Here is a 23,044-nt window from a genome sequence, read left to right on the forward strand (position 1 = left end):
GCAAGCGCCCCGGCAAGCTCCACGCCGACAAGGGCTACGACTACCGTAAGTGCCGTGTGGCCCTGCGCAGGCGCGGCATCAAGTGCCGCATCGCCCGCCGCGGCATCGAATCCACCCAGCGGCTGGGGCGGCACCGCTGGGTGGTGGAGCGCACCTTTGCCTGGCTCAACCGCTTCCGCCGCGTGCGCGTGCGCTACGAACGACGCGACGACATCCACTTGGCCTTTACCATGCTCGCCTGCGCACTCATCACCTGGAGAGCCGTTAAACGGTTTTGTTAGACACTCTAAACACGTTTTCCGGCTACGGAACAGGAGCGGACGCGAAACGGACTGTACCTTCGTTTTCTGTTCGCTCTTTTTTGTGGCCGGCTCCGATGGGGAGTCCGGCAGCAGTTCCCGCATGAAAAAACTCGATAAGCTGATTCTGAAGGCCTTCGCCGGCCCTTTCCTGCTCACCCTGGCGGTAGTGGAGTTTATTCTGCTCACGCAATACATGCTCAAGTACCTTGACGACCTGGTGGGCAAAGACCTGGGGGCTGAGGTGCTGGTGCAGCTGCTGTTCTATTTTGCGGTACTGCTGCTGCCCATTGCCCTGCCGCTGGCCGTGCTCCTGTCTTCTCTGATGACGTTCGGCACGCTGGGCGAGCACCACGAACTCACGGCCATCAAAACATCGGGCATCTCGCTCACGCGCATCCTGCGGCCGGTCATGATTACGAGTGTCTCACTGGCCCTTTTTGCGTTCTGGTTCAATAATACTATTGTGCCCAAGGCCAACCTGAAGGCTTTTAGCCTGCTCTGGGACGTCCGGCAGCAGAAGCTGGCCCTCGATATCCGGCCCGGGGTTTTTTACAGTGGCATCCCCGGCTATACTATCAAGGTGAACGACAAGCTGGGCGAGGAAGGGGATGTGCTGATGGGCATTATGATTTATGACCACACCCAGGGCACGGGCAATATGCGCGTGATTCTGGCCGACTCCGGCCGCATGTTTACCCGCTTTGGCGGGCAGTATCTGGGGTTGGAGCTGTTCCGGGGGCAGAGCTATGTAGAGCAGCCGGATTCGCGCAGTCGCTCCGGGGCCACCTTTATCCGGCAGGCCTTCAACCGCAACATGATTACGTTCTCGCTCAAATCGTTCGACCTCAACCGAACCAAAACCGAGCTGTTTGCCGAGAACAAAATGATGAAGAACATTCCGCAGCTGGTGGCCTTCATTGACTCTTTGCAGAAGCGCCTGCGTACCGAGCGGAGCCAAGTGCCTCATTTGGTGGCACCCTACTATGCCTATCTGCGCTTCGATACTGTCGGGCAGGCCCAGAACCGGCGGGCCGAGCTGGTACAGGTGCCCGATACGCGCCTGCCCGTGCTAAATGCCGGTGTGCTGGAACAGGCCACCAACCGGGCCCGCAACCTCAAATCCTTTGCCGGCAGTACCGGCGAGCGGCTGGCCAACCTGGCCAAGGAGTCCGGGAACTACCGCATCGAAATCTACCGCAAATACGTGCAGTCCACGGCCATTCTGCTCATGTTCCTGATTGGTGCGCCGCTGGGCGCCATCATCAAGAAAGGCGGGCTGGGTGTCCCGATTCTGGTATCAATCCTCTTCTTTATTGTCTACTACATCCTCTCCATCATGGGCGAGAAGTATGGGCGCGAAGGGGTAATGCCCGTGTCATTCGGCATGTGGATGTCGACGCTGGCGTTGCTGCCGTTCGGCCTGTTCTTCCTCTATCAGGCCCGCAACGACTCCGGCCTGCTCGACTGGGACCTGCGCCGTTTGCTCCCTGCCTGGCTGCGCTGGCCCTTCCGTGGCTACAAAAAGACGCTGTAGCGGTTTCGGGGCTTTCCTTTGTGGAGAGCAGAGCAACTACAAGAACTTCAGCAGAATGCACGGCCATAGTGCGCCGCATCAAATAAATCCCTACCTTTGCGGCCACCCCGAGGTGCGGGGTGAATTTCTTCTCATTTTTAATCCAGGACGGGGAAACCTATCTGCCGATGAAACTTACTACCGAAGCAAAACAGGCCATTTTCGAGAAAAACAGCCTGCAGAAAGTGGCCACCGACACCGGTTCGGCCGAAGCACAAATTGCGCTGTTCACGCACCGCATCACGCACCTGACCGAGCACCTGAAGGTGAACAAAAAAGACTTCTCGACCCGTCTGGGCCTGCTGAAGCTCGTTGGTAAGCGCCGCCGCATGCTGGACTACCTCCAGCACCGCGAAATCAACCGCTACCGCGCCATCATCAAGGAACTGGGCATTCGTAAGTAAGCCCACGGTCCGGAGCAGGGAGCCTTTCACCCGAAAGGTTCCCTGCTCTTTTTTTGTCCGAAACCGGCCGCATTATTCTGCCGGTTTCGTTGTTTAGTCTCCCGAAGAAGAATTTTAGAGCAAAGTGGGGCCACTGCTGGCCCCATTTTTACGGCTGCTCGCCCGCTGCACGCTTTCCCAAAGCAATCCTCTCAGATGCCCAATTACACCGCAGTTACCAAACACATTACGCTGCCCGACGGGCGGCAGATTTCCATCGAAACCGGCAAGCTGGCCAAATTCGCGGATGGCGCCGTAGTGGTGCGCCTCGGCGACGCCATGCTGCTCGCTACGGTCGTGTCGCAGCCCAGCGCGCGCGGCGACGTGGACTTCCTGCCCCTGTCGGTTGATTACCAGGAGAAATTTGGTGGTGCCGGCAACATTCCCGGCTCGTTCCAGCGCCGCGAAGGCCGCCTCTCGGATTACGAAATCCTGGTGTGCCGTATCGTAGACCGTATCCTGCGCCCGATGTTCCCCAAGGACTATCACTACGAGGTGCAGGTGATGATTACCCTGATTTCGGCCGATAAAACCGTGCAGCCAGATGCCCTGGCCGCCCTGGCCGCTTCGGCTGCCCTCTCGATTTCGGATATTCCCTTCGCCGGCCCCATCTCGGAGGTTCGCGTAGCCCGCATCGACGGCAAGCTGCAGATCAACCCCCTCACCGCCGATATTGCCCGCGCCGACATCGACCTGATTGTAGGTGCCACGGCTGATTCGGTAGCCATGGTAGAAGGCGAGATGAACGAAGTGAGCGAGGAAGAAATGGTAGAAGCCATTGCCTTCGCCCACGAAGCCATCAAGGAGCAGGTACGGGTGCAGCTGGAACTGGCTGCCGAGGTGGAGAAGTCGCACGTGAAGCGCGAGTACCCCAAGTACGAGGAAAACGACGACCTGAAAAAGCGCATCCAGGAAGGCGTATACGAGCAGGCCTATAAAGTGGCGCACTCGGGCAACCCCAGCAAAGCCGGCCGTAAGGAAGGTTTTGGAGCCATCAAAAAGTCGCTGACCGAGAAACTGCTGGAAGAGCAGCCCGAGCTGGACATGAAGATGTTCGGCCGCTACTACTCTTCGGCCGAGAAAAAGGCCATCCGCGACATGATGATCAAGGAGCGCACCCGCCTCGATGGTCGTCAGCTCACCGAAATCCGTCCTATCTGGAGCGAAGTGAACTACCTGCCCGGTGCCCACGGCTCGGCCCTGTTCACCCGCGGCGAAACCCAGTCGCTGACCACGGTAGCCCTCGGCACCAAGCTCGATGAGCAGATCATCGATACGGCCATGACCTCGGGCTACAGCAAGTTCATGCTACACTACAACTTCCCGGCCTTCTCGACCGGCGAGGTGAAGCCTAACCGCGGCCCCGGCCGCCGCGAAATCGGCCATGGCAACCTGGCTCAACGCTCGCTGAAGAAGGTAATGCCTTCCGACGACGAGAACCCCTACACCGTGCGTATCGTGTCGGACATCCTGGAGTCGAACGGCTCTTCGTCGATGGCCACGGTATGCGCTGGCTCGATGGCGCTGATGGACGCCGGTATTCCGGTGCGCGCTGCCGTTTCGGGTATTGCCATGGGCCTCGTGCAGGATAAGGAAACCGGCGAATACGCCGTGCTTTCGGACATCCTGGGCGATGAGGACCACCTCGGCGACATGGACTTCAAAGTAACCGGCACCGAGAAAGGTATCGTTGCTTGCCAGATGGACATCAAAATCCAGGGGCTGAGCGCCGAAATCATGACGGCTGCCCTGCACCAGGCCCGCGAAGGCCGCCTGCACATTCTGCGGGAGATGGCCAAGACCATCAGCCAGCCGGCTGCCGAGCTGAAGCCGCATACGCCCCGCTCGCACAAAATGCTGATTGACAAGGAGTTCATCGGTGCTGTAATCGGGCCCGGTGGCAAGGTGATTCAGCAGATCCAGAAGGATACCAACGCTACGGTTATCATCGAGGAGAAGGACGAGAAAGGCCACGTGAGCATCTACGCTTCCAACCAGGAAGATATGCAGGCCGCTATCAGCCGGATTCAGGCTATTGCCGCCGTGCCCGAGGTAGGGGCTACCTACAAAGGCAAAGTGCGCAGCATTCAGCCCTACGGTGCCTTCGTGGAAATCATGCCGGGCAAAGATGGCCTGCTGCACATTTCGGAGGTGTCGCACGAGCGACTGGCTGCGCTGGAAGGCGTGCTGGAAGTAGGGCAGGAAATCGACGTGAAGCTGCTCGACATCGACAAGAAAACGGGCAAATACCGCTTGTCGCGCAAGGTGCTGCTGCCCAAGCCGGAGCGCGCTGCTGATTCCAACGGCGCAGCTTAACCCGCTGCCGCCGAACTTTCGCGGGTACCGGGGTGTTGCTCTCAACTGACCCGGTACCCGCGTTTGGGTATCCCTCGTATACCGGACCAACACGACCTTACTAGCATCAACAACTCAACTCTCTCGCGCCCGCAATGAGACAGCTAAAAATCAGCAAGCAGATCACCAACCGCGAAAGCCAGTCGCTGGATAAATACCTCCAGGAGATTGGCAAGGTGGATCTGCTAACCCCCGACGAGGAGGTAACGCTGGCGCAACGCATCAAAGAAGGTGACCAGCAAGCGCTGGAAAAACTCACTAAGGCCAACCTGCGCTTCGTGGTGTCGGTGGCCAAGCAGTACCAGAACCAGGGCCTGAGCCTGGGTGACTTGATCAATGAGGGCAACCTCGGCCTGATTAAAGCCGCCAAGCGCTTCGACGAAACCCGGGGCTTCAAATTCATTTCCTACGCCGTTTGGTGGATTCGTCAGTCGATTCTGCAGGCTCTGGCCGAGCAGTCGCGCATTGTGCGTCTGCCCCTGAACCGGGTGGGCTCACTGAATAAAATCAGCAAATCCTTCTCGGAACTGGAGCAGAAATTCGAGCGGGAGCCCTCGCCCGAAGAAATTGCCGAAGTACTCGAGCTGACTACCTCGGAAGTGGTGGACACGCTCAAGATTTCGGGCCGCCACGTATCGGTGGATGCTCCCTTCGTGCAGGGGGAGGAAAACCGCCTGCTCGACGTGCTCGAAAACGAAGACGAGGAGTCGCCCGACACCGGGCTGATGAACGACTCGCTCCGCAAGGAGGTGCAGCGCGCCCTGAGCACGCTCACCAAGCGCGAAGCCGACGTGATTACGCTGTATTTCGGCCTGAACGGGGAACACTCGCTCACGCTGGAAGAAATTGGCGAGAAGTTCAACCTGACCCGCGAGCGGGTGCGCCAGATCAAGGAAAAAGCAATCCGCCGCCTGCGCCACACTTCGCGCAGCAAGGCCCTTAAGCCATATCTGGGATAGTTTGTTACTATTCCGTTACAAAAAGCCCTGACCTTTGGTTGGGGTTTTTTGTTGACGTACAGGGCCTTGGCTTTCCATTGTCCTGCTTTCTCGGCGATTCGGACAAAGTGGCCGACTTAGCGGATTGGCTTAATTTTCGGCAATACGCGGCCGCACCGGGTGATAATCCGGGACGCGTGTACTTTTGCACCCCAACTATACTCTTCATCGCGCCGGCAGAATCCGGCGCTTCGAACCTTCTCATGGCAACAACCACCCCGGAACACATCAAGTGTCTGATTATTGGCTCCGGCCCGGCTGGCTACACGGCCGCCATTTACGCCGCCCGCGCTAACCTCAAGCCCGTTATGTACCAGGGCCTGCAGCCCGGCGGCCAGCTCACGATTACCAACGACGTCGAGAACTTCCCTGGCTACCCCGACGGCATCATGGGCCCCGAAATGATGGAAGACCTGAAAAAGCAGGCCGCCCGCTTCGGCACCGACATCCGCTACGGTATTGCTACTTCTGTAGACTTTTCGGGCCGCCCGCACCGCATAACCATTGATGAAAGTGTGGAGCTAACGGCCGACACGGTCATTATTGCTACCGGTGCCTCGGCCAAGTGGCTGGGCCTGCCCTCGGAGCAGCGCCTGAATGGCTCGGGCGTATCGGCCTGCGCCGTGTGCGACGGGTTCTTCTACCGCGGCAAGGACGTGGCCATTGTCGGCGCCGGCGATACGGCCGCCGAAGAAGCTACGTACCTGGCCAACCTGTGCAACAAGGTGTACATGATTGTGCGGAAAGGGGAGATGCGCGCCTCGAAAATCATGCAGAAGCGGGTAATGGACAACCCCAAGATTGAGGTGCTCTGGAACACGGTGACGGACGAAATTCTGGGCGAACATGCCGTGGAAGCCGCCCGTGTGAAAAACGCGCTGACCCACGAGACCCGCGACCTGGCCGTGGAAGGCTTCTTTGTGGCTATCGGGCACGAGCCGAACTCCAAAATCTTCCAGCCCTACCTGCACCACGACGAGCAGGGCTACCTGAAAACCATTCCGGGCACGGCCAAAACCAACGTCGACGGCGTGTTTGCCTGCGGCGACGTGCAGGACTATACGTACCGCCAGGCCGTAACGGCGGCGGGCTCCGGCTGCATGGCCGCGCTGGATGCCGAGCGGTATCTGGCCGCGCTAGGGGACCACTAATGTGCATGAGTAAATGAGTGAATGAGTGATTTAGCGGGTTGGCACACTATCCAAAATGGGGAAGCGTTCAGCCAGCTACTTCTTTCATTCACTCATTCACTCATTCGCTTACTCACTCATTAACCTTTTGCCCTTGCTTAATTTTGTGAAACATTGGCTGCTGCCGCTGCTACTGATCGGGCTGTTTCTTGGCTTGCCCGGCCAGCTGCTGGCCCAGCGCCGCAAAGCGCCGCAGCCGAAGGCGAAAGCCGGCGCGGCAGGCAAACGGAAGGATTTCTTCCGCATCAAATCCCCGACTATCCGCTACGTGCGGCCCGATACCACCATCCTGATTGAGACGGAGGAACTGCCCGACGAAGGGTCCGACGCCGCAAAATCCATCTTCTTCAATCCGGCCAAAAAGCTGTCCATCGTGAGCGAGGACACCACTACGCTCAACGAAGGCGGGCAGCATATTGTGGAAGTAAAGGAAGAGGTGCAAATCGATTCTTCCTGGATTCAGGTGGCCGGCTATTATGCCATCTGGGATACGCACAACATCAATCCGTACCGGGTAGATGGCCGGCGCATCCGCGACACGCTCAACCTGAAACTGATTGAGCCGGAGCGGCAGCGCTACGCCAAAATGCCGCTCGTGAAAACGCTGCTGACCTCCGATTTCGGCTTCCGCGGCTACCGCTGGCATTACGGCGTGGACCTAGACCTGGAAACCGGCGACTCGGTGAAGGCGGCCTTCGATGGTGTAGTGCGCATTGTGAAGTGGGACGGCTCGGGCTACGGTAACTACGTGCTCATCCGCCACTACAACGGCATCGAGACGCTCTACGGGCACATGCAGAAGTCGCTCGTGACGCCGGGCACCTTCGTGAAGGCCGGCCAGCTGATTGGGCGCGGCGGTAGCACGGGGCGCAGCAGCGGCTCGCACCTGCATTTTGAGGTCCGCTACGAGGGCAACCCCATCGACCCGGAGAAGATGTACGACTTCCCCGACTACCGGCTCATCAAGGACAACTTCCAGATAACTTCCGGCCTGTTTGCCTACTACAGCAAGTCGCTGAAGTACCGGGGCGGCAGCGTGCCGGGAGCGGCCAGCCGCAGCAGTAGCAGCGGCAAGCCCACTGCCGCCCGCCGCGTAGTCACGCACAAAATCCGCAGCGGCGATACGCTGTCGGAAATTGCCGATAAGTATGGCGTTTCGCAGGCCCAGATCCGGCGTCTGAATGGCGGCACTGCTGTGCTGCGCGTAGGCCGCGTATTGCGGATTAAATAAGGTGCTGGTTGTTGAGTGGTAGGTGTTGGTTGGCGGTTGTTAGTTCGTTCTAGCAACCTGCAACTAACACCTACTACTCAACAACCAGCAACCAACAACTGATACAGATGAAACTGGATATCCTGGCCCTGGGGGCGCACCCCGATGATGTAGAAATGTCGGCCGCCGGTACGCTGCTGGCGGCGGCGGCGGCGGGCAAGAAAATCGGTATTGTTGATCTCACGCGGGGCGAGCTGGGCACGCGCGGCACGCCGGCCACCCGGGCGCAGGAGGCCGAAGCCGCCAGCCGTATTCTGGGCCTGAGCGCCCGCGAAAACCTGGGCCTGCCCGACGGTTTCTTCCGCAACGACCGGGAGCACCAGCTGCCCCTGATTGCAGCGCTGCGCCGCTACCAGCCCGATGTAGTGCTTTGCAATGCCATTCAGGACCGCCACCCCGACCACGGGCGCGGCGCCGAGCTGGCCCGCGACGCCTGCTTTCTGAGCGGCCTGCGCATGATTGAAACCCTCGGCGCCGATGGCCAGCCCCAGACGCCCTGGCGGCCCCGCGTGGTGTACCACTACATCCAGGACCGCCAGCTGCCCGCCGATTTTGTGGTGGACATCACGGCGCACTGGCCCGGCAAGTGGGCCTCGATTCAGGCGTACAAAACCCAGTTCTTCGACGCGGAGAGCAAGGAGCCCCAGACCTACCTGTCCAGCCAGGAGTTCAGCAAATTCATGGAAGCCCGCGCCCGCGAGTTCGGCCATCTGATAGGGGTGGAGTTTGGTGAAGGCTTTACCCGGGAGCGTCCTCTGGGCGTGCAGGAAATCACCGAGCTGATCTAGCCGCAACCAGCACAGGTACAACGGCAGAGTAGGAGAGCAACTGCCCGGTTGGTAGAGCTCCAGCTTGACTTTATACAAAAAGCCCGGTCCGCAAGGCCGGGCTTTCTGCGTGAAATATGGGTGCTATGGGAGGTTTTCTCCGTGCTTTTACAGAAAATGTAAAGTCTGATGAGAGGTTTCGAAAAGCTGATGTATGCTTGATTACAGCCAGTTTTGGTGACTTTTTAAAAGTCTGATGAGGGCGTGAATTGCGTTGGGTATTCGGTTGCCGTGGTGCTACTTCGGGCATCCCTTCTGGGTAGGCCCACCTGCAAGGCGCAGTCTACGGGAAGCGAGTTACTCCACCTTATTCTCGATACGCATGAAACGCCTTCCTGCCCGCCTGCCGCTCTGGCTGAAACTGGTGTTCACCGCTTTTCTGCTGGTGATGGTGCCGGTATACTGGCTGAACTACGGCCCCACCAACTTCCTGTACTTCTGCGACGTGTCGTTGCTGCTGTGCCTCATCAGCGTATGGACGGAGCGCCGCCTGCCCGCTTCCATGGCGGCCGTGGGTATTCTGCTGCCCCAGGTGCTGTGGTGCGCCGATTTTCTGGGCGAGCTGCTGGGCGTTCATCTGGTTGGGATGACGTCGTACATGTTCGACGAAAACCGCTCGTTGTTTCTGCGCGGACTTTCCTTCTTCCACGGCTGGCTGCCCTTCCTCATCCTGTTTCTGGTGAAGCGCCTGGGCCACGACCGGCGCGCGCTGCCCGCCTGGACGCTGCTGCCCTGGGGCCTGTGCCTGGTGGCGTATTTCTGGCTGCCGCCGGCCGGGACCATGCTGCCCGACCCAAAGATTCCGGTGAACATCAACTACGTGTTCGGTTTCGATGATGCTCAGCCCCAAACCTGGCTGCCCGCTCCGTTCTACTTAGTAGGCTGGCTGCTGACGCTGCTGGTAGTGGTGTACCTGCCCACGCACTGGGCCCTGCGCCGGTGGCGCGCGCCCAAAGCCGTTGCCGCCGAGCCGACAGTCCGCTCCGGTGAGTTGGTGTGGAAGTAGCCGTGAGTTGCGTCAATCTCTCGCCGGTCCACTATCTTGTTATGAAAATCACTCGTATTGTCGCCCCCATTACTCGCCTTATCCTGATGGCTATCCTCGGTCCGGAGCAACTCCCCACTTTAGGCTCTCAGCCAGCTGAAACCGGCCGCCGTCAGCGCCTGGCCGCTACCACCGCCACGCAGCTGCTGCCGCTGCTCAAGCTGCTCGATACCATTCAGCCCCAGGTTGCCAGCGACTCGGTGTTTCACCTGCGGCGGCTGAAGATTCAGGCGCATTTTGCCGAGGTGCGCCGGGAAATCCGGGCGGAGCGGCCCCGGCGGCAGGCTTTGCAGTTTGCCCTGCAGGCCCTCACCGAGCTGGTGCGCGAGGAAGTCCGCGACATTCACCGCGACGAGCTGCAGCAAGCCGCCAGGGAAGTAGTGTTGGCTACCCTCACGAATGCCCCAGCGTTGATTAACGTGGACAATCAGGCGCGCAGGCTGTTGGTGTAAGGATAGAAAGCGTCGCGGATGAATACTATTACTATATTTGTGTAACTAAAAAATAGTTACCAATGTTATGACTCAACTCGAGAAGCTGCACAAGCGAATCTGTAGCCGGCCCAAAGACTTTACCTGGGAGGAGTTGGTCCGGCTGCTGAAAGCGCACGGCTACGACGAGTTAACCGGCGGCAAAACGGGCGGTAGTCGCCGCCGGTTCTTTAACCCGGCTACTCAACTCGTCATCACGCTGCACAAACCACACCCCGGCAATATTCTCAAGGAATATCAGCTTAAGGAAATCATTGCCCACCTCGGCATCTGCCGCTAATTCGCTCTGCTATGGATAATGTTCTCACGTACAAAGGATACATCGGCTCGGTGCAGTACAGCCCGGAGGATGAGGTGTTTCACGGCCGCATCGAAGCCATTGCCGATTTGGTAACCTTTGAAGCCGACTCCGCCAAGCAGCTCCGCCAGGAGTTTGAAGCCGCCGTGGATGATTACCTGGAAACCTGCCAGCTCGCCGGCAAAGCCCCGGATAAGACGTTCAAAGGCGTGTTCAACGTGCGCCTCGGTACAGAACTGCACCGCAAAGCGGCCCTGGCGGCTTTATCGCGCCGCATCAGCCTGAACGAGCTAATGGCGCAGGCGGTGCGGCAGTTTGTGGACTGACTGGCGCGAGTTTAGTGGAGCTTAACTCGTGTCAGCTCTGTCAGAGCGACCAATGCCGCCTGAGTTACTTTTAGGCGACGCGTTTGCGGGGTTGCTGCTGGCGCGGCAGTGGAGGCGCAGCCTCCACGTTAAGATTGGTCACGAGTTGCGGCTGTGCCTAAACTCGCGCCAGTTAGGGGAAATAGTTATGGATAACAATATGAGCATGGTTTAAAATTAAGTTCATCTAATAATCTTCCTTTGAAATCAAGTTCGGGGTTAAAATAAACTTTGTAATAATCTCGCAAATCATCTATTAAAGGTTGTTTGTATTTGTCATGATATTGCTTTAGAAATTGTTTTAATCTATCATCTGAAAAACCAGTAGTATTATTAAGTATGGGATTAGGGCTATATCCAAGCCTGCTGGCTTTTGCAAAATGTCTAAGCACTTGTTGTGTAATTGGATTTTGAGAATTGTAAAAATATAATAAGTTATCAATAGCTTCATCTATCCTAGATGTCAGTTGTCCAAGGTCTAGATTTTTTTGCTCTTGCGGTTCTTCGATATTAGGAACATCTTCTTGTTCAAGATTTTCTCTTGTATCAGCAGTTTCATCAGGTTCACCGAAGATTGTTTTCATTTCCTGAAAGAAAAAATCGGTATGTATTCCATATGCTCCTCCAAGTCTATTTATATTTAGCTTATACCAAGATCGGAAAGATTTAACTTCGTTAGGACCCCTCTGTCTTATGTAATCAGGGATTACATAAGTTTTGAATCCCGAATTGAGAAAAGGGCAATGTCTAGATATATGATAACTTGATGCTCTCGCTTCGTCTAAATAAGTGTAGGTGTCTGTTTTGCTAGATTTGTTATAAATTGACTCAATTCCCTCGGGGTTTCTGTATATAACCTTCCAAAGTAAAAGGCTTTTGGTTTCACGCCAACTCAGTTGAGGAATTGTGCGTGGCCATATCTTACCTACTTTTGAAATATAGGAATCTGGTACATCTTCCAGTATAATAGTTTTGAATATTCTGCTTAAGCTGGAATTAGTAATGTATGGCATTGCTAAACGTTTAAGGTGGAAAGGAATAGACTTATCACAGCGTAATTTGGAATCCATCCCAATCTGGTTGGGAAGTAGACTAGTGCTTAGTCAGGCAAATTGGTTAGAGCGTGTTTGGAAATTTGCGAAAACGCCGTTTCTGTCATGCTGAGCTTGTCGAAGCATCTCTACCGCTTGGTTGAAAAGCCTCATACGAAGCGGTAGAGATGCTTCGACAAGCTCAGCATGACGTTCTTTTATAATTCCCAAACACGCTCTTAACCAAAAGAGGGCTGCTGCGGTTGGTGGTTTATGGGACGTTCTTGCCGCACTTTTACCTTGCCCGACGCAGACCGGGCCGAGTTGGAACACTTCACGCGCACGGGCCGGCGGCCGGTGCGGGCCGTGCGTCGGGCGCAGGCGCTATTGGCGTTGGCCGAGGGCGTCGGCCAAGCAGCGGCCGGGCGGGTCGCGGGCGTGAGCCGGCAGACCGTGGCCCAGGTGCGCCAGCGCTACGCGGCCGGCGGCGTGGCCCGGGCCGAGTTGCCGCGCAGCGGCGGCCCCGCGCGCTTCACCGGGGCGCAGCGGGCGGCCGTGACGGCGCTGGCCTGCACGCCCGCGCCCGTGGGCCACAGCCGCTGGACGCTGCGCCTGCTGGCCGATAAAGCCGTGGAACTGGCCTTGGTCGACACCATTTCCCACGAGACGGTGGGGCAGGTGCTGAAAAAAACGAGTTGCAGCCCCAGCGCCAGCAGCACTGGTGCCTGGGGGCGATGAACGCGGCCTTCCTGGCCCGCATGGAAGACATCCTGGCCGTGTATGCCCGGCCGGTTGACGCCCGCTTTCCCGTGGTGTGCTTCGATGAGCGGCCCTGCGTGCTGCACGGCCAGCCCGTCGCGCCGCTGGACCCGGTGCCGGCCCGGCCGGGCCGGCACCGGCGCGAAAGCCACACCTACGTGCGCCAGGGCACGGCCTGCCTGCTGGCCGCCTTCGAGCCGGCCAGCGGCCAGCGCCTGGTCGAGGTATCGGCCCGGCGCACCGGGGCCGACTACTGCCGCTTCCTGCAGCGGCTGGCCGCCCACTACCCGCACGCCCAGAAAATCGTGCTGGTGCAGGACAACCTCAACACCCACACCGACGCGGTCCTCTACCAGCACCTGCCGCCGGCCGAGGCCCGCGCCCTGGCCGAGCGGTTTGAATGGCATTACACGCCCAGGAATGCCTCCTGGCTCAACATGGTCGAACTCGAACTCTCCGCCATCGCCTGCCAGTGCCTGCACCAGCGCATCCCCACCCTGGAAGAACTCACGGCCCACGTGGCCGCCTGCGTAGCCGAGCGCAACGCCGCCCGCGCCACCGTCCACTGGCAATTCACCCTCGAAGACGCCCGCCAGAAACTCAATCGCCACTACCAGAAAATTAGGGGGTGTAGACAATTAGCGTAGCTTTTGGGCATGAATAAAGACCGAACGCTCTTGACGGACGCGCAGTGGGCGCGCTTGGCGCCGCTGCTGCCGGGACAGGCGCACACGCGCGGGGTAACGGCCGCCGACACGCGTTTATTTGTGGAAGCGGTGCTCTGGCGCATGCGCTGCGGCGTGTCGTGGCGGGACCTGCCCGAACGGTTCGGGTCATGGTCGACCGTGTTTGCCCGCTTCTCGCGCTGGAAGAAGAGCGGGGTGTGGACCCGTGCGTTGGCCGCCTTGCAGGACGAGGCGGCCTTGCACACGCTCATGGTGGACGCGACGACGGTGCGGGCGCACCAGCACGCGGCCGGGGCGCGCAAAAAAACGGGCCGCAAGCCCTCGGCCGTTCGCGCGGCGGCTTCAGCTCGAAGTTACACCTGAGCTGCGACGCCTGGGGCCGCCCACGCCACCTGGCCCTGACGCCCGGCCAGGCGGGCGACTGCCCGCAGGCGCTGGCGCTGCTGCGGCCGGACCTGCGCCCCGGGCAACAGGTGCTGGCCGACCGCGCCTACGATGCGGATTACGTGCGGGCAGCCGTGACGCAGGCGGGCGCCCACGCCGTGATTCCCAGCAAGAAAAACCGCACCCACCCCATCCCGCACGACGCCGACGCCTACAAGCACCGCAACCAGATCGAACGCTGCGTCAACCGCCTCAAAGCGTACCGCGGCTTGGCCACCCGTTTTGAAAAAACCGCCGACGCCTACCTCGCCTTGGTCACCCTCGCCGCCATCCGCATGTGGCTCTAATTGTTGACACCCCCTAGGTCAACTAATTCTCCTGACTAAGCACTAGGGGGTGTTAACAGTGGTTAGTAATTTGGAGCATGGAAAGAATGCTCACGGATGCGCAATGGGCGCGGTTGGCCCCGCTGCTGCCGGGCCGGGAAGGCACAAGCGGGGGCCGGGGGCGCGACAACCGCCAGTTTGTGGAAGCCGTGCTCTGGCTGGCCCGCAACGGGTCCCGGTGGCGGGCCCTTCCCCAGGAGCGGGGCAACTGGCACACGACGTACACGCGCTTCCAGCGCTGGGCGGCCTCGGGCGTGTGGCAACGCGTGTTTGAGGCCGTGCAAGAAGACGACGCGCTGCACACGCTGCTGGTGGATTCGACCACGGTGCGGGCGCACCAGCACGCGAGCGGGGCGCGCAAAAAAACGGACCGCAAGCCCTCGGGCGCAGCCGCGGCGGGCTGACCAGCAAGCTGCACGTCGTGGCCGACGCCCGCGGCCGGCCTCTGCGCTGCCGCCTGACAGCGGGGCAACGCCACGACGTCCCGCAGGCCCTGCCGCTGCTCGAGGGCCTGGCCCCGACCCACCTCATCGCCGACCGGGGCTACGATTCCGACCCGCTGGTGGCTGCCCTGGCCGCCCGCGGCACCTGCGCCGTGATTCCGCCCCGACGCAAGCGCCGCCACCCGCGAGCCTACGACCCGGCCCGCTACGCCCAGCGCCACCCCGTCGAACGGCTCTTCAGCCGCCTCAAGCAGTTTCGACGCGTGGCCACACGCTATGACAAGTTGGACAGGCATTTTCTGGCTTTTATTCACCTGGCCGCAACCGTCCTCTGGTTGCGCGACTGTTAACACTTCCTAGTCAAAATCTGAAGCTATTAACGCAGCCCAATCAATCAAGATTGGGCTGCGTTTTTCATGTGCTCCCTCTACCGCGCCCCCAGCCGGTTGCGCTTCCAGGCCGAGCCGGTAGCGGCCGGCGCTTCAGTTGAAGCAGCTATGGCGGGCTTCTTCTCGGCCAGAAGCATGGCCGTGAGCACGGCGGCAAGCTTGGCGGTGGCCTCATCGGGGGCGGCGGGTTTCAGGGCGTCGGCCGGGAAATGGTCCCGGATGAAGTTGGTGTCGAAGTTGCCGCTCACGAAGGCCGGGTGGCGGAGCACGTAGCGGCCGAAGTCGAGCGTAGTCTGGATGCCGGTAATCTGGTATTCGTCGATGGCGCGCAGCATCCGGGCAATGGCCTCCTCACGGGTGGCCCCGAACGTGACGAGCTTGGCAATCATGGGGTCGTAGTAGATGGGAATCTCCATGCCCTGCTCAAAGCCGTCATCCACGCGCACCCCGGGCCCTTGGGGGCGCACATACGTCGTCAGCGTCCCGATGTCGGGCAGGAAGTTGTTCTGCGGATCTTCGGCGTACACGCGCAGCTCCAGAGCGTGCCCGGTGATGCTCAGGTCGTCCTGCCCGAAAGCCAGGGGCAGGCCCTGCGCCACTTTGATCTGCTCCTTCACTAGGTCGAGGCCGGTAATCTGCTCCGTGACGGGGTGCTCCACCTGCAGGCGGGTGTTCATCTCCAGGAAGTAGAAATTGTGCTGGTCGTCGAGCAGGAACTCCACGGTGCCGGCGCCGGTGTAGTTGCAGGCACGGGCCACGTCCACGGCGCAACGGCCCATTTCGGCGCGCAGCTCGGGCGTGAGCACCGCCGAAGGCGCCTCCTCAATCACCTTTTGGTGGCGGCGCTGAATGCTGCATTCCCGCTCAAACAGATGCACAATGTTGCCGTGCTCGTCGCCCAGCACTTGTATTTCAATGTGGCGCGGCCCGGTCACAAATTTCTCGATAAACACAGCTCCGTCGCCGAAGGCCGAGGTGGCCTCGTTGATGGCCAGCTGCATCTGCTCCTCAAACTCTTCCAGGTTATGCACCAGGCGCATTCCTTTGCCACCCCCGCCCGCCGAGGCCTTAATCAGGATAGGGAAACCCACCTGCTGGGCAATCTGCTTGGCTTCATTGACATCGGAAATGGCTTCGTCGGTGCCGGGCACCAGCGGAATGTTATAGGCCTTAACAGCCTGCTTGGCCGAAAGCTTGTCGCCCATAATGTCCATGGCTTCGGGCGAAGGACCCACGAAGATGATGCCGGCCTCCGTGACCTGGCGGGCAAACTCGGCATTTTCCGAGAGGAAGCCGTAGCCGGGGTGAATGGCATCGACGCCGAGCTGGCGGCAGACTTCCAGAATTTTGTCGCCGCGCAGGTAGCTGTCTTTGCTGGCGGGCGGGCCCACGCACACGGCCTCGTCGGCGTAGCGCACGTGCAGGGCGTTGCGGTCGGCTTCGGAGTAGATGGCCACGGTAGCAAGGCCCAGTTCTTTGGCCGAGCGCAGCACGCGCAACGCAATTTCGCCCCGGTTGGCGACGAGCAGCTTGGTGATTTTCTTCATCGGGAGAGAGGTGGAGCGGGTGGGAGTGGAGTCGGATTATGTAAACAGAACGTCATGCTGAGCTTGTCGAAGCATCTCTGCCGCTTCGTTGCAATGCTAACCCAACGAAGCGGCAGAGATGCTTCGACAAGCTCAGCATGACGCTCCTGTTGGCTGTAACAGGCGTTCAGACACCCAAAGAAACGCCATTCCGGCCGCACCAGAAAACGCGCCGGGCCAATTCCTATAAGGTTGGATGCCGGCCGAAAGGCGGCTACCTTTGCGGATTGCCATAACTTTGTACATTACTTGAGCGTTAGGCCCTCGGGCGTAATGTCCCGTTTTCGTTTCACATTCAACCCGTTCCCTCGTGGATCTATTTGAAAAGATTGCCGCCAACCGCGGCCCGCTGGGTAGCCATTCACACTACGCGCACGGCTATTTCACTTTCCCCAAGCTGGAAGGCGAGATTAAGCCCCGTATGATTTTTCGCGGTAAAGAGGTGCTTACCTGGAGCCTGAACAACTACCTGGGCCTGGCCAACCACCCCGAAGTACGCAAGGCCGACGCCGACGCCGCTGCCGAATATGGCATGGCGCTGCCCATGGGGGCCCGCATGATGTCCGGCAACTCTAACCTGCACGAGCAACTGGAAAACGAACTGGCGGAGTTTGTGCAGAAGCCCGAGTGTATGCTGCTCAACTTCGGCTACCAGGGTGTGGTATCTATTATTGATGCCATGGTAGGCCGCCACGACGTAATTGTATACGACGCCGAGTCGCACGCCTGCATCATTGATGGGGTGCGCCTGCACGCGGGCAAGCGCTTCGTGTACGTGCACAACGATATGCAAAGCCTGGAGAAGCAGCTGGAGCGCGCCCAGCGCATCATCGACGAAACCGGCGGCGGTATTCTGGTAATTACGGAAGGCGTGTTCGGCATGTCGGGCAACCAGGGCGACCTGCGTGGCGTGGTGGCGTTGAAGGAAAAATACCAGTTCCGTCTGTTCGTAGACGATGCCCACGGCTTCGGCACCATGGGCGCTACAGGCGCCGGAACGGGCGAAGAACAGGGTGTTCAGGACGGTATCGACCTTTATTTTTCAACGTTTGCCAAGAGCATGGCCAGCATCGGTGCATTCGTGGCCGGCCCCGAGAACGTAATTGAATATTTGCGCTACAACATGCGCAGCCAGATTTTCGCCAAAAGCCTGCCCATGCCGCTCGTAGTGGGCGCTTTGAAGCGCCTGGAGCTGCTGCGTACCCAGCCCGAGCTGAAGGAAAACCTCTGGACCATTGTGCGGGCTCTGCAAAGCGGCCTGCGCGAAAAAGGCTTCAATATCGGCAGCACCAGCTCGCCCGTAACGCCGGTACTGCTGGAAGGCCAGATTCCGGATGCTACGCAGGTAACCTTCGATCTACGTGAGAATCACGGCATTTTCTGCTCTATCGTGGTGTATCCGGTAGTGCCGAAGGGCGTGATTATGCTCCGCATCATTCCCACCGCAGTACACACCCTCGACGATGTGGCCGTTACCATCAAGGCCTTCGAGGCGGTGAAGGAGAAGCTGCAGAAAGGGCTTTATTCCAAAGCAGAAGTACCTGCCGGGCTGCAGAACTAGTTTGTGCTTTGCTAAATACAAAAGCCGGTGCCCCCGTGGGTACCGGCTTTTGTATTTAGTACTATTCTATGATGGTGATGAAGTAGCTGAAACGCGTGAGAAGGGGTTTCATAGGTGAAAAGCGCCTCCCAAGCCTGAAAAACGGCATTAATAAAAAAAGTTGGCAACTTGCTTGTATTTGAAATCCCTGTATATTAGGCCCGTTGAAACTAAATTTTCCACTCCACACAACCCCTCTCACATGAGCAATTTCAGCCAACTCAAGGACCTCGTTATGGGCCTGGAAAGCGACTTCGAGAAATTCTATGACAAGAACAACTCGGCTGCCGGCACCCGCGTGCGCAAAGGCATGCAGGAGCTGAAGAACATGGCCCAGAGCATCCGCACGGAAGTACAGAACGCTAAGAACAGCGCCGCTGGTGCTGCTCCGGCTGCTGGCAAAGCTGCTCCGGCTGCTAAGAAAGCCGCTCCGGCTGCTGCCAAGAAGGCTGCTCCCGCTGCCAAGAAAAAGTAGTCTGGTACCACGCGTCGCGTGGTAGCTATACACCACACAAAAAAGCCCTGCCGATATTTCGGCAGGGCTTTTTTGTGTGGTGGCAAGCCGGGTTATACCAGCTTAATCAGGAAGTAGCTTTTGCCCTTCTGGGCTACCAGGTACTTGTCCAGCAGCGGCGCAATGGCCTCCGCGGTCTGCTCCAGCGTGACTTTCTGCCGGTTGAGCTTCACGCCGTTGTTCTGCACCATCTTGCGGGCCTCGCCTTTGGAGGAGAAGATGATGTTGCCGGAAGCCGTGCTGAGCAGCGTGAGGGCATCCAGGCCCGCCAGTTCCGCGCGCGGTACCTCCACGTGCGGGACTCCGGCAAATACGTCCAGTAGCGTGGCCTCGTCGAGGCTGCTTAGCTCACCGCCACCGAACAACACCTGCGAGGCGGCCAGAGCCGCTTCGTAAGCCGCTTCGGAGTGCACCCGGATGGTGACGTCCTTGGCCAGGGCCTTTTGCAGCACGCGCAGGTGCGGCGCCTGGGCGTGCTCAGCTTCCAGAGCCTCAATTTCGGACTGCGGCAGCAGCGTAAACACGCGGATGAGGCGGGGCACGTCGGCGTCGGCGGCGTTTAGGAAGAACTGGTAGAACTGGTAGGGCGAGGTCATGGTGGGGTCGAGCCACACGGTGCCGGTTTCGCTCTTGCCGTACTTGGTGCCATCGGCCTTAGTGATAAGCTGGCCGGTGAGGGCGTAGGCTTTGCCCTCGCCACCCGACATGCGCCGGATCAGCTCGGTGCCGGTCGTGATGTTGCCCCACTGGTCACTGGCGCCCATCTGCAACGTCGTGCCCAACTCCTTATAGAGGTGGAAGAAGTCGTAGCCCTGCAGCAGCTGGTAGCTGAACTCGGTGTAGCTCAGGCCCTCGGCGCCCGACTCTTCGTTGCCGCTGATGCGGCGCTTTACCGAGTCTTTGGCCATCATGTAGTTCACGGTGAGGTGCTTGCCCACTTCGCGCAGGAACTGCAGGAAGCCGAACTCCTTGAACCAGTCGTAGTTGTTCACCACTTTGGCGCCGGTGGGGCCTTCCGAGAAGTCGAGAAACTTCTCCAGCTGAGCCTGGATGCCGGCCTGATTGCGGCGCAGCGCCTCCTCATCCAGCAGGTTGCGCTCCGCCGACTTGCCTGATGGGTCGCCAATCATGCCGGTGGCGCCGCCTACCAGCGCCAGCGGGCGGTGGCCGGCGCGCTGCAGGTGCACCAGCAGCATAATAGTGGCCAGGTTGCCGATGTGCAGCGACGGCGCGGTAGGGTCGAAGCCGATGTAGCCGGTAATGGGCGCGTTCTGGCGCAGGTGCTCGTCGGTGCCGGGCATCATGTCGTGAAACATGCCGCGCCAGCGCAGTTCGTCGATTAGGTTCAATGAGTGAATGAGTAAATGAGTGAAGGAGTGACCAGACGCAGTAGCTGAAGCATCCGGTTGTAATGGAAGACAAAGGTAAAGGCTGCAATGGTACCTTTGTTTATGGGAGTGAAATCGGCCGCCGTGCCGGAAACTCATTCACTCATTCACTCATTCACTCATTCACTCATTCACTCATTCATCCCTTGACCCTCACGCCCGACGAAATCCTGAAGCAGCTCCAGCAGCGACAGTTTGCGCCCGTGTACTTTCTGCAGGGGGAGGAGCCGTACTATATTGATCTGGTGGCCGACCTGCTGGAGAAAACCGTGCTGCAGGAGCACGAAAAGGGCTTCAACCAAGTAGTGCTCTACGGCAAGGACACCGACGTAGCCGGCATCCTGGGCCAGGCCAAGCGCTTCCCCATGATGGCCGAACGCTCCGTCGTGATTGTGAAAGAGGCGCAGGCCGTGGCCGACCTGGAAGCGGAGAAGACGTGGCCGTTTCTGGAGGCGTACCTGCGCAATCCGCTGCAAAGCACGGTGCTGGTGCTCTGCTACAAGCACAAAACGCTGGACGCCCGCAAAAAGCTGGGCAAGCTGCTGGCCGGCGACAAAAAGGAAGCCGCGCCCGCCGGCACGGTGCTGCTCACCAGCAAAAAGCTCTACGACAACCAGGTGGCGCCCTGGCTCAGCCAGTACGTGCGCAGCAAAGGCCAGCAGATTACGCCCCAGGCCACGGCCATGCTGGCCGAGTACATCGGGGCTGAGCTGGGCCGCCTGACGAATGAGGTAGACAAGATGCTCATCAACCTGCTGCCCGGCCACAGTATCGACGAGGACCTGGTGCAGCGCATGGTGGGCATCAGCAAGGAGTACAACATCTTCGAGCTGCAGAGCGCCGTAGTGCGCCGCGACGTGCTCAAGGCCAACCGCATTCTGCTCTACTTCGAGGCCAACCCCAAGAACAACCCGCTCATCCCGAACCTGACGCTGCTGTTCAACTACTTCTCGCGCCTGCTGGTGCTGCACCAGAACCCCAACCCCTCGGAAGCCGACTGGCTGAAAATGGGCCTGCGCTTCCCTATGCAGCGCCGCGACTACCAAACCGGCCTGAAGGTGTTCGACTTCCACCGCACCCGCGACATCGTGCACCTGATCCGCCGCGCCGACGCCCAGAGCAAAGGCATCGACTCGGGCTCCATGACCGACGGCGAAATCCTGCGGGAGCTGATCTGGCTCATCATCCACCCCGTGCCGCTGCACGCCGTGGTGGGGGCCTGATAAACCAACCTGTCATCCTGAGCGGAGCGAAGGATGACAGGTGGTGCGAACCAAAGGAAATTTTTCTTCGTTTAAAAGAAAAATTTCCTTAGCTTCGATTGCTAATCCCTGATGCCATGGCCGCTACACTCACAAAACCCAAACTCACGACTGCGCTGCCCGCGCCTTTGCGGAAGAAATGGGCGGCCTGGAGCCGCACCGGGCAGGACTCGTTTGCGCTGGTGATGGAAGCGCGCAAAGGTCTGCCGGCCGCCACGGCTTTTGAGGTGGCCGACGCGTTTCAGCTGCAGGCCAGCCAGCTGGAGGCCATCTACGAGCTTTCTACCAAGACACTGCGCAGCTACACCCAGGAAAACCGCAACCTGAACGCCAGCAGCAGCGAGAAGACGCTCAAGATTATTGCGCTCTATGAAACCGGCATCGAGGTGTTCGGCGATGCGGCGGCGTTTTTGCGCTGGCTGAGCAAGCCCGCCCACGGCCTCGACGGCGAGGTGCCGCTGCGCCTGCTCGAAACCAGCGGCGGCATTGATCTGGTGGAGGAGGAGCTGACGCGCATTGCCTACGGCGACCTGGCCTAGGAGTAGTAAGATGTGAGTAGGTGGATTGATTGGATGCAGTTTTTGGGTGTGCGATGATTCGTTTCTGTCTTGCTACTTTATACTCACATCTGAATACTTAATTGATGCAGGTATACCGCATCTGCCTGGCTAAATATGCCGACGACCTGTTTGCCTCGGGCCGCCGTGCCCGCTGGAACACCCAGGATAAATTCGTGATTTATACGGCCGCTTCCCGCGCGCTGGCCTGCCTCGAAAACGTGGTGCACCGCAGCGGCGAAGGCCTCAACGACCAGTTTCGGGTGCTCGTGATTGATGTGCCCGATGATGTAGCCGTGGAGGAGATAACGACCGCGCAGCTGCCCGTCGGCTGGGAAAAAGCCAGCCGCTACAGCCTCTGCCAGCCCCTCGGCGACGCGTGGTATGAGCGCCGCAGCGCGGCCGTGCTGCGCGTGCCCTCGTCCATCGTGCCGCAGGAGTTCAACTACATCCTGCACACCCGCCACCCCGATTTCAAGCGCATCCGCATCGTGGCCCGTGAGGAGTTCCGGTTCGACGCCCGGATTAAGGCCGCCGACGCACTTTAGGCTGGTTTCCTGAAAGCCCACTCCATCTGCTCCGATAGCTGTTTCACGCCTTATGCAAGTCCTCGACATCATTCCCGTATCACCCAAAGAAACCTTTCTCATCGGCTACTTGGCGGGGCCGGTGCCGCCGGGCCAGTGGGCGCTGAAAGTGAACGGCGAAACCATGGCCGTGCTGGATATATTGGGGGAGGCGCAGGTGCAGGCCGGCCCCAAAGGCAAGCTGGCCCCGCCGCGCGTGCTGGAATGCCGCGGCCCGGTAGACCGCCGCGCCATCGACTTTACCCGCGACGAGGTGACGCTGGAGCGGCCGGAGTAGCTACCACGCAAAACCGCCACTGCTGAGTTCGGCAGTGG

The 23,044-nt window shown here is 59.4% G+C and carries 23 protein-coding genes and 2 pseudogenes; 22 read left to right on the top strand and 3 right to left on the bottom strand.

Annotated elements, in window-relative coordinates; translation table 11 throughout:
* The 12 genes from BUE15_RS16140 to BUE15_RS16195 form a co-directional block, all read left to right on the top strand.
* Nucleotides 1-281: IS5/IS1182 family transposase (locus BUE15_RS16140; RefSeq protein ID WP_073287456.1), on the top strand; the 281-nt coding region annotated here is incomplete at its 5' end.
* Between the two features lie 121 nt (nucleotides 282-402).
* Entirely contained in the window at nucleotides 403-1,836 is a 1,434-nt protein-coding gene (locus BUE15_RS16145) for an LptF/LptG family permease (protein ID WP_073287613.1), read from the top strand.
* Between the two features lie 167 nt (nucleotides 1,837-2,003).
* On the top strand, nucleotides 2,004-2,279 hold the full coding sequence (gene rpsO, locus BUE15_RS16150; RefSeq protein ID WP_022823754.1) for a 30S ribosomal protein S15: 276 nt from the start codon (nucleotides 2,004-2,006) through the stop codon (nucleotides 2,277-2,279).
* 195 nt (nucleotides 2,280-2,474) lie between these two features.
* Complete coding sequence (gene pnp / locus BUE15_RS16155; RefSeq protein WP_073287459.1) at nucleotides 2,475-4,634, top strand: polyribonucleotide nucleotidyltransferase; 2,160 nt, start codon at nucleotides 2,475-2,477, stop codon at nucleotides 4,632-4,634.
* Nucleotides 4,635-4,768: 134 nt separating this feature from the next.
* A complete protein-coding gene (locus BUE15_RS16160; protein ID WP_022823752.1) occupies nucleotides 4,769-5,632 on the top strand; it encodes a sigma-70 family RNA polymerase sigma factor in 864 nt (287 codons plus the stop codon).
* Between the two features lie 242 nt (nucleotides 5,633-5,874).
* Entirely contained in the window at nucleotides 5,875-6,822 is a 948-nt protein-coding gene (gene trxB, locus BUE15_RS16165; protein ID WP_073287462.1) for a thioredoxin-disulfide reductase, read from the top strand.
* 145 nt (nucleotides 6,823-6,967) lie between these two features.
* Entirely contained in the window at nucleotides 6,968-8,092 is a 1,125-nt protein-coding gene (locus BUE15_RS16170; RefSeq protein ID WP_244535963.1) for a M23 family metallopeptidase, read from the top strand.
* Nucleotides 8,093-8,199: 107 nt separating this feature from the next.
* Nucleotides 8,200-8,919 (top strand): bacillithiol biosynthesis deacetylase BshB1, encoded by a 720-nt coding sequence (gene bshB1 / locus BUE15_RS16175; RefSeq protein WP_073287465.1) that lies wholly within the window; start codon nucleotides 8,200-8,202, stop codon nucleotides 8,917-8,919.
* Between the two features lie 361 nt (nucleotides 8,920-9,280).
* Nucleotides 9,281-9,964, top strand: a complete 684-nt coding sequence (locus BUE15_RS16180) for a hypothetical protein (protein WP_073287468.1) — start codon at nucleotides 9,281-9,283, stop codon at nucleotides 9,962-9,964.
* Nucleotides 9,965-10,005: 41 nt separating this feature from the next.
* Nucleotides 10,006-10,455 carry a hypothetical protein gene (locus BUE15_RS16185; RefSeq protein WP_139252351.1) on the top strand — a complete coding sequence of 150 codons (450 nt, stop codon included), beginning with the start codon at nucleotides 10,006-10,008 and terminating at the stop codon, nucleotides 10,453-10,455.
* 67 nt (nucleotides 10,456-10,522) lie between these two features.
* Nucleotides 10,523-10,774, top strand: a complete 252-nt coding sequence (locus BUE15_RS16190; protein ID WP_073287474.1) for a type II toxin-antitoxin system HicA family toxin — start codon at nucleotides 10,523-10,525, stop codon at nucleotides 10,772-10,774.
* Between the two features lie 11 nt (nucleotides 10,775-10,785).
* Nucleotides 10,786-11,118 (top strand): type II toxin-antitoxin system HicB family antitoxin, encoded by a 333-nt coding sequence (locus BUE15_RS16195; RefSeq protein ID WP_073287477.1) that lies wholly within the window; start codon nucleotides 10,786-10,788, stop codon nucleotides 11,116-11,118.
* Nucleotides 11,119-11,303: 185 nt separating this feature from the next.
* Here the strand turns inward: BUE15_RS16195 and BUE15_RS21700 are convergent, their stop codons facing one another.
* Nucleotides 11,304-12,227, bottom strand: a complete 924-nt coding sequence (locus tag BUE15_RS21700) for a hypothetical protein (protein WP_139252352.1) — start codon at nucleotides 12,225-12,227, stop codon at nucleotides 11,304-11,306.
* 261 nt (nucleotides 12,228-12,488) lie between these two features.
* Here BUE15_RS21700 and BUE15_RS16200 point away from each other — a divergent pair, with 261 nt between their 5' ends.
* The 4 genes and pseudogenes from BUE15_RS16200 to BUE15_RS21370 all read left to right on the top strand — a co-directional run bounded on the left by BUE15_RS16200 (nucleotide 12,489) and on the right by BUE15_RS21370 (nucleotide 15,196).
* Entirely contained in the window at nucleotides 12,489-12,926 is a 438-nt protein-coding gene (locus tag BUE15_RS16200) for a helix-turn-helix domain-containing protein (RefSeq protein ID WP_170865290.1), read from the top strand.
* Nucleotides 12,923-13,594: an IS630 family transposase gene (locus tag BUE15_RS16205; RefSeq protein ID WP_084549120.1), complete on the top strand. Its 672-nt coding sequence runs from the start codon at nucleotides 12,923-12,925 to the stop codon at nucleotides 13,592-13,594. Before BUE15_RS16200 ends, BUE15_RS16205 begins: the two co-directional genes overlap by 4 nt.
* Nucleotides 13,595-13,603: 9 nt before the next feature.
* Nucleotides 13,604-14,364: pseudogene (locus BUE15_RS16215) on the top strand (IS5 family transposase).
* A gap of 77 nt (nucleotides 14,365-14,441) precedes the next feature.
* Nucleotides 14,442-15,196, top strand: a protein-coding gene (locus tag BUE15_RS21370; RefSeq protein ID WP_262987466.1) for an IS5 family transposase whose coding sequence is annotated in 2 segments (ribosomal slippage) — nucleotides 14,442-14,775 and nucleotides 14,775-15,196 — 756 coding nt in all. Because the reading frame shifts where the segments join, the coding sequence is not laid out codon by codon here.
* A 77-nt stretch (nucleotides 15,197-15,273) separates the two neighbouring features.
* Here BUE15_RS21370 and accC read toward each other — a convergent pair.
* Nucleotides 15,274-16,782: an acetyl-CoA carboxylase biotin carboxylase subunit gene (gene accC, locus BUE15_RS16230; protein WP_073287492.1), complete on the bottom strand. Its 1,509-nt coding sequence runs from the start codon at nucleotides 16,780-16,782 to the stop codon at nucleotides 15,274-15,276.
* A 349-nt stretch (nucleotides 16,783-17,131) separates the two neighbouring features.
* On the opposite strand from accC, the gene BUE15_RS16235 reads away from it, so the two are divergent.
* Together BUE15_RS16235 and BUE15_RS22580 are read left to right on the top strand one after the other, a co-directional pair.
* Nucleotides 17,132-18,382, top strand: coding sequence for an aminotransferase class I/II-fold pyridoxal phosphate-dependent enzyme (locus BUE15_RS16235; protein WP_073287495.1), 1,251 nt, complete (start codon nucleotides 17,132-17,134; stop codon nucleotides 18,380-18,382).
* A gap of 241 nt (nucleotides 18,383-18,623) precedes the next feature.
* Nucleotides 18,624-18,794 (top strand): annotated as a pseudogene (locus tag BUE15_RS22580) (histone H1); the annotation flags it as partial.
* Between the two features lie 194 nt (nucleotides 18,795-18,988).
* On the opposite strand, the gene tyrS reads toward BUE15_RS22580, so the two are convergent.
* Nucleotides 18,989-20,284, bottom strand: coding sequence for a tyrosine--tRNA ligase (tyrS, locus tag BUE15_RS16245; protein WP_073287501.1), 1,296 nt, complete (start codon nucleotides 20,282-20,284; stop codon nucleotides 18,989-18,991).
* 185 nt (nucleotides 20,285-20,469) lie between these two features.
* Between tyrS and holA the strand changes: the two genes are divergently transcribed.
* The 4 genes from holA to BUE15_RS16265 all read left to right on the top strand — a co-directional run bounded on the left by holA (nucleotide 20,470) and on the right by BUE15_RS16265 (nucleotide 23,006).
* Nucleotides 20,470-21,546 carry a DNA polymerase III subunit delta gene (gene holA, locus BUE15_RS16250; protein ID WP_084549121.1) on the top strand — a complete coding sequence of 359 codons (1,077 nt, stop codon included), beginning with the start codon at nucleotides 20,470-20,472 and terminating at the stop codon, nucleotides 21,544-21,546.
* A 116-nt stretch (nucleotides 21,547-21,662) separates the two neighbouring features.
* Nucleotides 21,663-22,124 carry a type II RES/Xre toxin-antitoxin system antitoxin gene (parS, locus tag BUE15_RS16255; RefSeq protein ID WP_084549122.1) on the top strand — a complete coding sequence of 154 codons (462 nt, stop codon included), beginning with the start codon at nucleotides 21,663-21,665 and terminating at the stop codon, nucleotides 22,122-22,124.
* A gap of 104 nt (nucleotides 22,125-22,228) precedes the next feature.
* Entirely contained in the window at nucleotides 22,229-22,690 is a 462-nt protein-coding gene (locus BUE15_RS16260; RefSeq protein WP_073287504.1) for an RES family NAD+ phosphorylase, read from the top strand.
* A gap of 52 nt (nucleotides 22,691-22,742) precedes the next feature.
* A complete protein-coding gene (locus tag BUE15_RS16265) occupies nucleotides 22,743-23,006 on the top strand; it encodes a hypothetical protein (RefSeq protein ID WP_073287507.1) in 264 nt (87 codons plus the stop codon).
* Nucleotides 23,007-23,044 lie beyond the last annotated feature (38 nt).

It is taken from the genome of Hymenobacter psychrotolerans DSM 18569, from assembly GCF_900142395.1.
Classification (GTDB): Bacteria; Bacteroidota; Bacteroidia; order Cytophagales; family Hymenobacteraceae; genus Hymenobacter; species Hymenobacter psychrotolerans.

Bases quoted from the DNA above. Each gene is read 5' to 3' on its own strand.
- BUE15_RS16145 (WP_073287613.1), top strand. From the start codon at position 403: ATGAAAAAACTCGATAAGCTGATTCTGAAGGCCTTCGCCGGCCCTTTC.
- rpsO (WP_022823754.1), top strand. From the start codon at position 2,004: ATGAAACTTACTACCGAAGCAAAACAGGCCATTTTCGAGAAAAACAGC.
- pnp (WP_073287459.1), top strand. From the start codon at position 2,475: ATGCCCAATTACACCGCAGTTACCAAACACATTACGCTGCCCGACGGG.
- BUE15_RS16160 (WP_022823752.1), top strand. From the start codon at position 4,769: ATGAGACAGCTAAAAATCAGCAAGCAGATCACCAACCGCGAAAGCCAG.
- trxB (WP_073287462.1), top strand. From the start codon at position 5,875: ATGGCAACAACCACCCCGGAACACATCAAGTGTCTGATTATTGGCTCC.
- bshB1 (WP_073287465.1), top strand. From the start codon at position 8,200: ATGAAACTGGATATCCTGGCCCTGGGGGCGCACCCCGATGATGTAGAA.
- BUE15_RS16180 (WP_073287468.1), top strand. From the start codon at position 9,281: ATGAAACGCCTTCCTGCCCGCCTGCCGCTCTGGCTGAAACTGGTGTTC.
- BUE15_RS16185 (WP_139252351.1), top strand. From the start codon at position 10,006: ATGAAAATCACTCGTATTGTCGCCCCCATTACTCGCCTTATCCTGATG.
- BUE15_RS16190 (WP_073287474.1), top strand. From the start codon at position 10,523: ATGACTCAACTCGAGAAGCTGCACAAGCGAATCTGTAGCCGGCCCAAA.
- BUE15_RS16195 (WP_073287477.1), top strand. From the start codon at position 10,786: ATGGATAATGTTCTCACGTACAAAGGATACATCGGCTCGGTGCAGTAC.
- BUE15_RS21700 (WP_139252352.1), bottom strand. From the start codon at position 12,227: ATGGATTCCAAATTACGCTGTGATAAGTCTATTCCTTTCCACCTTAAA.
- BUE15_RS16205 (WP_084549120.1), top strand. From the start codon at position 12,923: ATGAACGCGGCCTTCCTGGCCCGCATGGAAGACATCCTGGCCGTGTAT.
- accC (WP_073287492.1), bottom strand. From the start codon at position 16,782: ATGAAGAAAATCACCAAGCTGCTCGTCGCCAACCGGGGCGAAATTGCG.
- parS (WP_084549122.1), top strand. From the start codon at position 21,663: ATGGCCGCTACACTCACAAAACCCAAACTCACGACTGCGCTGCCCGCG.
- BUE15_RS16260 (WP_073287504.1), top strand. From the start codon at position 22,229: ATGCAGGTATACCGCATCTGCCTGGCTAAATATGCCGACGACCTGTTT.
- BUE15_RS16265 (WP_073287507.1), top strand. From the start codon at position 22,743: ATGCAAGTCCTCGACATCATTCCCGTATCACCCAAAGAAACCTTTCTC.